8 protein-coding genes and 1 tRNA gene are annotated in these 12,176 nt (G+C 43.3%); 3 read left to right on the top strand and 6 right to left on the bottom strand.

Annotation, left to right across the window (positions count from 1 at the left end):
* Positions 1 to 168: 168 nt before the first annotated feature.
* The 6 genes from RTR63_RS01285 to RTR63_RS01260 all read right to left on the bottom strand — a co-directional run bounded on the left by RTR63_RS01285 (position 169) and on the right by RTR63_RS01260 (position 7,359).
* A tRNA-Leu gene (locus tag RTR63_RS01285) sits at positions 169 to 253 on the bottom strand.
* A 111-nt stretch (positions 254 to 364) separates the two neighbouring features.
* Positions 365 to 1,348 carry a serine/threonine-protein kinase gene (locus tag RTR63_RS01280; protein ID WP_312384089.1) on the bottom strand — a complete coding sequence of 328 codons (984 nt, stop codon included), beginning with the start codon at positions 1,346 to 1,348 and terminating at the stop codon, positions 365 to 367.
* Positions 1,345 to 3,129, bottom strand: a complete 1,785-nt coding sequence (locus RTR63_RS01275; RefSeq protein ID WP_312522263.1) for a sigma 54-interacting transcriptional regulator — start codon at positions 3,127 to 3,129, stop codon at positions 1,345 to 1,347. The genes RTR63_RS01280 and RTR63_RS01275 overlap by 4 nt, the downstream gene beginning before the upstream one ends.
* Before the next feature lie 100 nt (positions 3,130 to 3,229).
* Positions 3,230 to 4,486 (bottom strand): two-component system sensor histidine kinase NtrB, encoded by a 1,257-nt coding sequence (locus RTR63_RS01270; protein ID WP_312522262.1) that lies wholly within the window; start codon positions 4,484 to 4,486, stop codon positions 3,230 to 3,232.
* Positions 4,487 to 4,780: 294 nt separating this feature from the next.
* A complete protein-coding gene (locus tag RTR63_RS01265) occupies positions 4,781 to 6,610 on the bottom strand; it encodes a TonB-dependent receptor domain-containing protein (protein WP_312522260.1) in 1,830 nt (609 codons plus the stop codon).
* Positions 6,611 to 6,870: 260 nt separating this feature from the next.
* A complete protein-coding gene (locus RTR63_RS01260; RefSeq protein ID WP_007114980.1) occupies positions 6,871 to 7,359 on the bottom strand; it encodes a hypothetical protein in 489 nt (162 codons plus the stop codon).
* Positions 7,360 to 7,701: 342 nt separating this feature from the next.
* Here RTR63_RS01260 and recJ point away from each other — a divergent pair, with 342 nt between their 5' ends.
* The 3 genes from recJ to RTR63_RS01245 all read left to right on the top strand — a co-directional run bounded on the left by recJ (position 7,702) and on the right by RTR63_RS01245 (position 11,930).
* Complete coding sequence (gene recJ / locus RTR63_RS01255; protein ID WP_312522257.1) at positions 7,702 to 9,513, top strand: single-stranded-DNA-specific exonuclease RecJ; 1,812 nt, start codon at positions 7,702 to 7,704, stop codon at positions 9,511 to 9,513.
* Between the two features lie 214 nt (positions 9,514 to 9,727).
* A complete protein-coding gene (locus tag RTR63_RS01250; protein ID WP_312522255.1) occupies positions 9,728 to 10,813 on the top strand; it encodes a helix-turn-helix transcriptional regulator in 1,086 nt (361 codons plus the stop codon).
* Between the two features lie 52 nt (positions 10,814 to 10,865).
* Positions 10,866 to 11,930, top strand: coding sequence for a TerD family protein (locus tag RTR63_RS01245; protein WP_312522253.1), 1,065 nt, complete (start codon positions 10,866 to 10,868; stop codon positions 11,928 to 11,930).
* Positions 11,931 to 12,176: the final 246 nt, after the last annotated feature.

Here is a 12,176-nt window from a genome sequence, read left to right as displayed (position 1 = left end):
AGTTAAAAATTAGCTAGTTGGCAATCAGTTAAAAAATTTTTAGCAACAAAATGAGCAGCATACTGGCTAACAGTAAGGCAGTAAGCAATGGTGAGATAAGATAGACAGGAATTTTAGGCATAAAAAAACCTGCAAGAGGCAGGTTAATTTAACTAATATCGATTTGAGTGGTGGGGCTGAAGAGACTCGAACTCTTACACCTCGCGGCGCTGGAACCTAAATCCAGTGCGTCTACCAATTTCGCCACAGCCCCATGAGTTGCCTCAAAGTGTTGACTCAATATTTGTATCAGTGTCTTTGTGGTTGGCTATTATATAGAAAATTTTCGCTTTGGCAAGGGGTTTTTTAAAAAAAACGCATTTTTTTATTGGTTAAGTAAAATTTTTAGCGCATTGATAATATCTGCCAAGTTACTAATACGGTTTTCCACGCGTTTTGCCAGCAGCTTGTCAATAAAAGGCTGGCAAGCTTGGCAAGCAAATTCTGATAACTGATGATTTGGGCATAGAAAAGGCACGGGCTGTTGGCGATGCGCGATTGCCCAACCAGGATAATCATCTGCCATAAAAGGCAGACATCCCATCAATAATTCGTACCATATCACCCCCAAACTATAGTAGTCGCTAAACTTGTCAAAAGGCTGTCCTGTGAATTGCTCAGGACTCATATAGGCAGGCGTACCAGCGGTGTAAGTTTTGCAGTTCAGTGAGGCATTTTTCCCCATAGCATCGCCAAGACCAATATCACTAAAACTAAAATCACTCAGACCAAAATCAATTAACACCACTTCAAGATTGGGTTTTACAATAAAGTTGGCGGGTTTGAGATCCAAATGCATCAGCCCAAATTGATGCAAACGGTTGACCACTTGGCAACTATGTAAAAAAATGGTCATTTTTTGCGGAAGATTAAGTATTGGCAATTTAGCATGCGCATACAGCAAGGATTTTAACGTCTCGCCTGGATGATACGACATGACTAGACACGGACTAACAGATTGCTGCGGCTGCTGTTGGTCAAAGATGAGGGTATCAGGTAGAAGGTTTGAAGCATACAGCGTGGGAATACCGCTTGTATGATGGGTGCTGTCAATCGCTAGGCTTTGGCAATGATGAAGGGCGTTAATTTCTTGCTCAAAATGGGCGAGATTGGTTGCATTAAAGTGAGGTAGTAATTGTTTAACGACAACGGCAGTAGGCGGGGAGTGAGTTGAATGCCATACCCCGTACCAAAGCTCGGTATGGTTGAGTGGATTTGAAGCTGATAGTGGCTGTAAGTCAGTAACGAGCGACTGACAGCCATTTTTTATGATAACCAGTACTTTGTGAGTTGACCTTGTCTCAATCATGATGGCTTAACGAGTCTACCTTCAATCAACTGCTGGTATTTTCGGGTCACGGTATTGCGCCCCCAACCCAGTAGGTCAGCCGCTTGTCCTTTATGCTGAGCAGTATGGGCAAGTGCCACTTCAAGTAAACATTTCTCAAACATCGGATAAGCGGTTTGCAGAATGTCGTACTGTCCTTCAGCGAGTGCTTGTTGTGCCCAAACTTGCAGCGGCGTGATCCAATCTGCGGTCGCGCCAGTTTGTGATGCAGGTAAGGTCGGTACGACCGTCGTAGCGGACAAAGGCGTTGGCAGCGCACTCGAATGGGCACTGAGATTGGCACTAGCACTGGGGGTGTTACTGGGAGCTGACAAAGATGATGGATGTTCGCTAGCTGGTGTCTCAAACTGAGTGTCAGGCTGATAATTATGTGTCTTATGTGTCTGTGTATTGGGCTCACGCGTAGTTATAGGCGTACTATCTTGCGATTCAAACGCTTGTAAAATCTCGGGTGGCAAATCACTGGGCTGAATGGTTTGCCCTGTTGTCATCACACTGAGCCAACGGCAGGTATTTTCAAGTTGACGCACGTTACCTTGCCAATGATAGCTTTGCAAAATATGCATGGCAGACGGCGTGATGGTTTTGGTGGGGGTATCCATGCTTTTGGTAATATTTTGCATAAAAAAATCGATTAACAGCGGAATGTCTTCGCGGCGCTCACGTAGGGAAGGTAGCGCCAGTCGAATGACATTGAGCCGATAAAACAAATCTTCACGAAACTTGCCTTGTTGCACCAGAGTTTCTAGGTTTTGATGGGTCGCTGCGATGATACGTACATCGACTTTAATGGGTTTGAGACCACCGACACGGTAAAACTCACCATTTGCTAAGACGCGCAGCAAACGTGTTTGGGTAGGTAAAGGCATGTCGCCGATTTCATCCAAAAACAAAGTGCCACCATGCGCCTGCTCAAAACGCCCTTGGCGCGTGGTAGTCGCACCTGTAAACGCGCCTTTTTCATGACCAAATAGTTCAGCTTCAATCAAATCATGCGGAATCGCCGCCATATTGAGCGCGATAAATGGTTTGGATTTGCGTGGCGAATGTTCGTGTAAGGCACTGGCAATCAGCTCTTTACCCGTCCCTGATTCGCCGGTGATGAGTACGGTCATCGGCATATGCGACAAGCGGCCAATCGCACGAAATACTTTTTGCATAGCAATCGATTGCCCGATGATACCCGATGGGTTGGTGGTGGTTTTTTCTGGCTCGGCTGCCACGGGTTCAGTTGGCGGCTGCTGTGCATCACGAATCAGAGAGTCGTTGTGGTTCTCGGACTTACTGCGCTTTTGTGTTTGGTTTGACTGGCTTTGCAGGCAAGCTTTTTTTACCATGGCAATGGCATCATCTAGCTCAAACGGCTTGGGTAAGTAATCAAATGCGCCTGATTGATAGCTATCCACCGCAGACTGCACATCGGCATGCGCGGTCATGATGATGACAGGAATTTGTGCAAAGGCTTGTTTGATTTTACTGCTAAAGTCCAAGCCATTCATCATCGGCATTCGAATATCGGTGACGATGATGCTTGGTAAGGAGGCACTATTGTCACTCTTCGGTTGACTGTCTTGCCCACTATCTTGTAGCAGCCGCCACGCCGATTTCGCATTGCCAAAGGTTTGCACTTGAAATCCACTATCTGTCAGCGTGTCTTCCAAAATCATACGTAACGCTTGGTCGTCATCGATGACCCAAACAATAGGCTCGGTGGTTGGCGTTTTATTATTGGGATAAGTCATATAAAAACCCTATATGGGAAACTTTATTGGTTTAAACATTATTGATTGAAAAATTCATAGCCGATCAGTCATGATGCTATGGTGTACCACGCTTAAACTATCATTTGGTTATTTGCCGAATTTGCCAAGGTAAAAAAATCGTAAACAGGGTTTCACCTGGCTGAGAGGTTACACTGATTTGCCCTTGATGACGCTGAATAATGTCATGAGCAAGTGCCAGTCCCAACCCCGTACCATTGGCGCGTCCTGTGACCAAAGGATAAAAAATTTGCGGTAACAACTCACTATCAATGCCCAAGCCATTATCAATAAAATCAACGCGCAATACGCTTTTATGTCGTATATCGCCAATGGTTTGTTGGTGCTGAATACGGGTTTTTACCGTGATGCTAGGCGATACAATGTCGTTTTCATTGAGCGCTTGTATCGCATTATTGACGATATTCATAAATACTTGTACGAGCTGGTCTTTATCAGCGGTGATTTCTGGCAATGATAAATCAAAGTCTCTGACTAGACTAATATTGGGGTTTTGTATCTCTGCCAATGTTAGTACATGCTGTAGTGGTTCATGCACGTTGATTACTTGCCAGTTGGGCAAATTTGGCGCACCCAGCAATTGGGTCACCAAGTTATTGAGTCGTCTGGTCTCATCCATGATGATACTGAGATAATTGGCGACCTTTTGCGCCTTGGTGTCGTTAATATAGCGGACAATCCCATCAGATTTCATGATTTGATTAAAATTCTTCTCAAGCAGTTGGCTTGCCCCAAGGATGCCGGCTAAAGGGTTTTTGACTTCGTGTGCCATACTGCGAATCATTTGGCGGGTTATTAAATGTTGGTGATTTTGATATTGTTCTTGCTGAATACGACTTTCGCGATCTTTTGCCCAAATTTCAATCAAATAGAAAAAACCCGCCTCGGTTTCTAACGGGGAAACCCCATAATCGACCAATAATGGTGCACCAATCCCTTGAGCGCTTAGCCCCAAAATGGTGCAATCATGATGGATAAAGGCTTGGTACATTTTTTTGGTATGTTCAAATTGGTTTTGTAGCGCCAATTTGGCCTGTACTTTGGTTTTTTTATGGGTTATCAGGTCATCATCCGTGGATGATTGCTCTGGTGCTTGCGTTAGTAGTTTTTCATAGTTTGCGGGGGTTAAAATATCAATCACATTTTTATGAAGTAAATGGGGCTGACTGACTGACAAAATCTGCTCAGCCGTCGCATTGATATAGACGCACTCATAGTTGCTGTCAGCGACAATCAGCCCCGATAATAGGTTATTGAACATATCATCAAACAGGGTTTGGTTGGATTCAAGACTATGTAAAAAAGTAGGATGGGTCATTGGATAACTACCACAAATTTGAGCAATGGTTAAAGTGCAATTTAAATGCCAACAAACTATTGAATAATGTTTGGATTATTTTCACAACAGATAAATAATAGAACGATGGGCAGCAAATCAGTCATTTGATATCAAAAAATCACTCATTTATAGCAACGGGCTAATCGTAGTATGATATATTTTGAACCAAAATAGTGCAAAAGTTAAAACGTGATTGTAAAAAAAGAAGTATAAAAAAGACATATAAAAAAGGGCATAAAATCTATGCCCTTTGATGTACTGCAGTTATAAAAATTAGAACCATTGGTAGGTTAGTGATGCAAAGGCGTTGGTGCCTTTAGTGTTATAACCATAAACGGTTTGATAAGAGGTGTCTGTTAAATTATTGATTCTCGTATTAATCGTCAAGTTCGGGCTAAGATAATAATTGGCTGAAATATTCAGCAGAGTATAATCATCCAAGGTTTGTCTGGTTTCTGGATAGGTACGGTAATCAGGTGAGATGGATTCGTCAGTATAAGACACTTCAGCACGCAAATCGTATTTAGGTTGCTGATATCCGACATACACTGTGGCTTTATTTTTTGGGTGATAATACAAGGTTTGATTAGTCGTCTCATTCTTGGCTTTTTGATAGTCATAGTCAAAACCAAATAACAGCGCGTTTGATTTCCAATCAGAACTTAGATTGATACCATCAATCGAGGCATTGGGAATCACTTGGGTTTTTCCGTCAGCCCAAATGGTTTTATTTTCAATGTCCGACTGATAACCTGTTAAACGTGTAGTGCGATTCTTGCCGCTATTTTCAATAAAGGCTTCCCAGTTTTTGTTCGTTTGGAAAGGTACTTTGCCACTGCCATAGTATATGTCTTGGACAGTAGGCGCTTTAAAACCTGTTGAATAAGCTAGACCTAAACGGGTTGTTGGGTTGATACGATAAGCGCTGCCAATATTATAAGAGGTATGCTTGTCGTACTCAGAGTGATCATCTCGTCGCACGCCTGCTTGAAAATCAAAATTATTTTGGGTAACTAGGTAGCTAGTAAAAAGGCTTTTGACAGTTCGGTCTAAATCATAAATCGCATTATAGCCGCCACCGTAATCAGCATTAACATCGGCTTCTTGCTTAAGATGCTCTAAGCCTGCAATCAATTGTCCCACGGGTAACTTATAGCCCAATTGAAAATTGAGCTGTTTTTGTGTGGTGTCAAAGGTATTGCCTTGTGGTGATGTTGAGTCGTAAGTTGTTGTTTTATCAAAACTTTGACCATATTTGAGATTGGCAGAGAGTTTATCTTGATTGAAGTTAATATAGGCTGATGCTGCGCCGTTTTTTTGATCGGAATAAGTATTGATTAGGGTAGCACCACTATCAAAATCACTGGTAGATTTTGAAACTAAGCCATTGACACCCACATCGACTGCGTCATTTATTTTGTGTTTAGCGACAAAGCTTGCACTTTTTGACTCAAAACCATCTTTATCCGCAAAATAATTAGATCCGACATCGGGTCTCGTGGCATTGATACCATCGGTTTTTTCATAGCCTGTAGATAAGCTTAAGGTAGAAGTATCGTTGACATATTGCCCCGTGATTTGCCCTTTATAGCTGTTTTGTGTACCGCCGCCAATGGTCAAGGCAACATTAGACTGCTGAGCATTTTGACCTTTGGTAAAGATTTGAATCACGCCGCCCATCGCATCAGCGCCATATAAGCTAGCACCCGAAGCGCCATACAATATCTCAATACGGTCGATTTGGTCGGCTGGAATAAGATATAATGCAGGCGTACCAATGGTCATCGAGCTATAGCGAACCCCATCAATAAGCACTAAGACTTGCTTGCCTTCATAGCCTCTAAGATAAAAATTACTCGCACTACCGTCCGCGCCATTTTGGGTAATATGCACCCCTGCTTGACTACGCAATACATCTATCACGCTTTGACCGCGATAACGTTGTAATTGTTCTTCATCAATCACGGTGGTTTGGGCGATGGTATTCTTGACAAGCGTCGGCGTTTTGGTTGCTGTGGTGGTAAAAGTAAGGCTCGGCAAGGTGGATTCAGTTTCGCCATTAGCAGCTTCGCTAGCCGCTCCATGAGCGCTAACACCAGTCATGGACATGCCAATAATTACCAAAACGCTTTGCGTGATTGGATGGATATTAAAAAATGGCCTTTTGATAAAACGTAGTGATGTCTGACAGGTATGACGCATAACTTGACCCAAAAAAATAGTTTAAAGACACATTGTAGAAAAATATCGTTACATAAGCTATTACTTTCGCTTGGTCATTGCTCATTAAAGCTTGAGAATTTTTCAATAAAAAACCCCTTTAGTAACTAAAGGGGTTTTAATACAAGCCTTTATATCAACAATTAGCTTGCTTGCTGCTGTAATTTTTTAGCTTTTTGGTAGCATTCATTGATGTGATTTTCAGCAATTTTTTTAAACATCAAATAACCGATGGTACCCGCCACTAATTGACCACCAAACGGTACAAATTTGGTGACTTGCTTGGCGATAATACGGCTACCAAAACCTTGGAAAGTTTTTTTGGCGATACTGCGCGTCACCACTAGCCCTGCAAAATCCACCGCTTTATCTTTTAGTTGGTTGATTTGCGCGCCGTTGTTCAAATCTACCGCTGCTTGAGCTGGTTCAATTAAACCAAATTTAGCGGAGATTTCAGGTAGCAATTTTGATAATAGACCTGCGTCAACCGCAACGTCTAGCAGCGGCACAGGGACAACCGCTGCTACGGCAGACATTTTGGCTTTACTTTTAATCATCGCCTCGCATTCGCGTTTGATTTTTTCTAAATCAAGTTTTGGGTCGATGGTTTTGGTCGAATTTTCTGCTGACATAATTTTTCCTTCTAAAAAATTTCAATTATCAATAGTAAAGGTAGTATTGCAAAACGCTTGCAACAAGAGATGATTATTCATTAATGGTCATTGATACTGTTTCATTAATGGTAAGTAATGACTCTTTGGTTTGATTATAACTGAGTGTAAACGTATGAATAAGCATCTTTTTGCAAAAAAATGCTAATGGTTTGTAGTGGCATTATTACGATATGCAAAACGCACAAATAGCTACGAAAGCTGATGGGGTGTTTTTCATCATTTTGCTGTTGTAATTTTGCCTATTCACTCTCATTATGCTAGTTTGTTCTCTCTACTTTATTTGACAACCATGATAAATTTATGTTGACTGTGACTCCCCGTTTTAGTGCGACCCATATTGACGAGATTCCCCGCGATTTACAGCCCTTGGCGCAGACATCGATGACATTAGCCCGCGTTTTGGCTGGGCGGGGCGTGCAAGATGTGGCAAATTTAGACACCGCCTTCAATAAGATGTTACCTGCAAATTCGTTGACAGGCATTACCAAGGCCGTGGCGCTACTTGATAAGGCGATTGATACGCAGCAAAAAATACTGATTGTGGGTGATTTTGACTGCGATGGCGCGACCAGCACGGCACTGATGGTAAGGGTGCTCCGTGAAATGGGCGCGCAGGTTGATTTCTTGGTGCCCGATCGTTTTAAGTACGGTTATGGACTGACGCCAGAAATTGTTGCGCTAGGTATTGAAACCTATCATCCTGATGTCATTGTCACGGTTGATAATGGTATCTCTAGCCATGCGGGGGTCGAACTTGCCAAAGCCGAAGGGCTAACGGTGATTATTACCGATCACCACTTGACGACGCAGGCGACACCAAACGCCGATGCCGTGGTCAATCCCAATCAGCTGGGCTGTGATTTTGCTAGTAAATCATTGGTAGGGGTTGGGGTGGCATTCTATGTGCTAGGCAATCTTGCCAAAGTCAGACGCCAAGCCAACAAATCCACCACCCAAGTGAGTCGCTATATTGATTTGGTGGCACTCGGCACGGTGGCGGATGTGGGCGTATTAGACCAAAATAATCGTATTTTGGTGCACCAAGGTATCCAAGCCATCAAGCAAGGTCGTTGCTGTGTGGGTATTTTGGCATTGTTGGAGCAGGCGAGTCGGCAGGTAGCCGACATCACGGCTCAAGATTTTGGTTTTATTTTGGGACCACGCATCAACGCCGCAGGTCGTATGGATAGTATGCGCATAGGCATTGACTGCTTGCTCACCGATGATTGGGGGGAGGCACAGCGGCTTGCGCATCAGCTCGATAAACTCAATCAAGAGCGCCGCCAAGTCGAGCAGGGCATGCGACAACAAGCCGATAGTGTATTAAGGACGCTTGAGAATCCATCTGAGCAAAATGCTGTAAATCAAGTAACGCACCGCAAACGCAGTATTATTTTGTATCAAGATGAGTGGCACCAAGGGGTGATTGGTATCGTCGCAGGCAGATTAAAAGAAAGCTACCATGTGCCCGCTATCGTGTTTGCCCCTGCTGATACAGCATTGATTGAAGATGACGATGCTATCAAAGGTTCCGCACGCTCTATTGAAGGCATTCATATCCGTGATGCCATTGAATCAGTCGCGCAAACCTACCCCGAACTCATTAGCCACTTTGGTGGGCATGCGATGGCGGCAGGCCTGACAATCAAACGGAAAAACTTTGAGCCATTTTGTAAAGCGTTTGATGAGGTAATTGCAGCGGTGGCTGATGAGGTATTTGCAGAGACGTTATATAGCGATGGCGAATTGACAGCCGGTGAATTCACGGTTGATTTTATAGATAGCTTGCAGACGTTGGCTATTTGGGGACATGGGTTTGTGGCACCGATATTTGATGGGGTGTTTGTAGTGCAAGATTATCGGGTGTTAAAAGAGCGTCATTTAAAATTATGGTTGTCGTATCCCGATGTGCCTTTTACTATCGAAGCGATTTGGTTTAATGTTGACTTTGACGCGATAGCTTTGTCTGCTATCAATCGCAGTGTGTCAAAAGTGCATTTACTCTATGAGCTTGAGAAAAATTTATTTAATGGACAAACTAAATTGCAGCTAAGGGTAAAAAAGGGTGTACTCCTCTACACAAGCGTTTTTGCTGATTCATACACAATCTGATAACCATAACACCCAATAAAGATGATAAACGACATAAAATGACATGTTAATATAATTTATCACCTATATTGCGCTAAATTTTGATAAATTATGCAGGTATCAAGGTGTTAATTTTTTAAAGCTTGATAAAGCTTTGGCGCTTAGCTGGCTATTATTTATTATTAACCGCTTGCCTTTTAACTATCTGTCTTTTACCTGCGTATGGAGAATTGCCATGAGTAAATCGCTTGCCAACAATGCAACCGCAACGACGGCTCGGCAATGGCAAATCCTGTCACAGCTGGATCGCAAACGTTGGCTCGGTACCACCCATATCAAAGAACAGCTTGATTTGATGGGTTTTGATATCAGTTTGCGAACCATTCAGCGAGATTTAAACGCTTTGGCAACGCGTTTTCCGATTGAAAAAAACAACACCAATCCACAAGGTTGGCGCTGGCGTGAAGATGCACCGATGCAAAGCTTGCCGCACATGAATTTGTCGCAAGCAGTGGCGTTTAGTATGATGCGCCATAATTTGACCCAGCTATTACCCCCGGCTATTTTGGATGAATTGATTCCTTGGTTTGACCTAGCGAATCGGCAACTCAAAGAAAGCAAAGTGGCAAATACTTGGCTTGATAGAGTGCGTATCCTGTCCGCCAATCAACCGCTCATCCCGCCATCGGTCAATCCAGCCGCCAAAGACGCCGTCTATGATGCATTGTTTCAAAATAAAAAACTCATCGCCTGTTATAAAGCGCGCGGGCGAGAGGAAGCGCAAAAATACACCTTAAATCCGCTAGCCATTGTGCAGCGTGGTGTAGTGATTTACTTGATTGCCTCGCGAACTGACAGAGCGTCTGACGATGTGCGCCAATTTGCTTTGCACCGTTTTGAAAGTGCGGAAGTGAGCGCAAGCGACGCGCAAACCCCGAAAGATTTTAATTTAGACAATTATATCAACACAGGCGCGATGGGGTTTAATTATCCGTTGTTCCAAAAACTCATGCCTGACAGTGAAAAAAACAACCACGAGCCCCCCATACAGCAAGTGCGTTTATTGTTTCATCCGTTATCGGGGGCAAGCTTGCTTGAAAGCCCATTGTCAACCGACCAGCAAAGCTGGGAAGATGATGAAGGATTGCATATCACAGCCACAGTGAACATGACGTCGCAGCTAGTATGGTGGCTACGCGGTTTTGGTAAAGGACTGCGAAAAATCGAGCCTGAGATTTTATCAATCGCCGTCTTTGAAACCCAAACGCCAAACCAACAAGCGCCTAATCAACAACCCACCGCCCAAACAATAAGCGAATAATGAACAAACGCCCAAGTAAACTAACTACTTTGTCCGATTTTTCGAGAATCTTATGAAACATACTGATAATAACACCCTTGAGTCCACTGCCACCGACACCAACTCACAGCAGCCTAGTAAGCCAAAAACCACGATTTTATACAGTGATTTGACGGATGATTCACCTATCACATCTGTCAAATCGCCTGACAATCTGACACCCAGCACTACCACAGAAACGTACCAGATTATTTCGACGCAGTTTGCTGACCCAACGCCAGCACCATCGGCTGAAGTGATAGCGCCTGTCAACTCATCCAATTTAACCGATAAAAACACCAATGAGGCAGGAGTGGCAAGTACCTCGCCGCTACACCATTCGCTACAGAAGGCGCCAAAAATCAACTCAATGACTGATGACAATATTTTGCAAAAAAGTCATCAGTTAGCAATCACCCAAGACGATCAGCTTGAAGATGATAAAACAGCGTCAGGTATAGCTATCGAGCATATGGATGTGGTACTCAAGCAGTGGTATTTTAGCGTGCAATGGCAGCAAACGCAGATGCCAAAATCGGGGCTTTACAATAAATTTAAAAAACGCACGCAAGCCATGGACTTAGACTTATCCTGCTTACTTTGTAACCGATATGGCGAGGTAATTGAAACCGTTTGGTTCAAAAATGTCCGTGATAAAGCGCAATCAGTGCGTCATCAAGGCGATGAATTATTGGGCAAAAAGCCATTTAGCGCTATCGATGACCGCAAAGAAGACCCTTATAACAATCAAAGCACAAAGGTCAATGATGCCAACCTCAATCAAGAAAGTATGGTGCTTTTTTTAAGTAAGCTTCCGCCGCAAGTATTTCATGTGGTGATGATTGTGTCATCTTATCACGGCTATGCGCTTAGCAAAGCGAAACAAGCGTCTTGTCAGCTCAGTGATGATGAAGGCAATGTGATTAGTGAATTAGCTTTGGCCAAACTGCCAAGTAATACGAAGGCATTATGGTTTGCCAGTCTGACCCGTTCTGCCGATAGCTGGCGCTACAACAACGAGCAGCAACCTTTAGATAATAACAAGATGGCGCTAATTGAAAAAGAAGTGAGTGGAAAATTGGTCCGTACGGCGAGATGACTTGGGTGTAGCGTAAGCTTACTCTTTAATTCTCCTAAGTAAAATCACCAAGCATTTTGAGAGCCAAAAATTTATACATTTGACGACATTGCCATGGCTGTCTGTCAGTGATTGGATATATTCGCCACTATGATACTGTGGTACACTATGACAAAAAAAGGGATTGTCTTAATCGATAGGGATACATCGTATCTGCATTATTTTTCTCCTAAATATAGGTATTCCTAGATACATTATTGACTCATT

It is taken from the genome of Moraxella sp. CTOTU47724, from assembly GCF_032014955.1.
GTDB classification, from domain to species: domain Bacteria; phylum Pseudomonadota; class Gammaproteobacteria; order Pseudomonadales; family Moraxellaceae; genus Faucicola; species Faucicola tetraodonis.
The sequence above is the reverse complement of the archived record's forward strand: the minus strand, read 5'-3'. Positions and strand labels throughout refer to the sequence as shown.

What these genes read in the sequence shown, in the direction of transcription:
- RTR63_RS01260 (WP_007114980.1), bottom strand. Translation starts at nt 7,359, where the DNA reads ATGTCAGCAGAAAATTCGACCAAAACCATCGACCCAAAACTTGATTTA.
- RTR63_RS01250 (WP_312522255.1), top strand. Translation starts at nt 9,728, where the DNA reads ATGAGTAAATCGCTTGCCAACAATGCAACCGCAACGACGGCTCGGCAA.
- RTR63_RS01265 (WP_312522260.1), bottom strand. Translation starts at nt 6,610, where the DNA reads ATGACTGGTGTTAGCGCTCATGGAGCGGCTAGCGAAGCTGCTAATGGC.
- RTR63_RS01245 (WP_312522253.1), top strand. Translation starts at nt 10,866, where the DNA reads ATGAAACATACTGATAATAACACCCTTGAGTCCACTGCCACCGACACC.
- RTR63_RS01280 (WP_312384089.1), bottom strand. Translation starts at nt 1,348, where the DNA reads ATGATTGAGACAAGGTCAACTCACAAAGTACTGGTTATCATAAAAAAT.
- RTR63_RS01270 (WP_312522262.1), bottom strand. Translation starts at nt 4,486, where the DNA reads ATGACCCATCCTACTTTTTTACATAGTCTTGAATCCAACCAAACCCTG.
- recJ (WP_312522257.1), top strand. Translation starts at nt 7,702, where the DNA reads ATGTTGACTGTGACTCCCCGTTTTAGTGCGACCCATATTGACGAGATT.
- RTR63_RS01275 (WP_312522263.1), bottom strand. Translation starts at nt 3,129, where the DNA reads ATGACTTATCCCAATAATAAAACGCCAACCACCGAGCCTATTGTTTGG.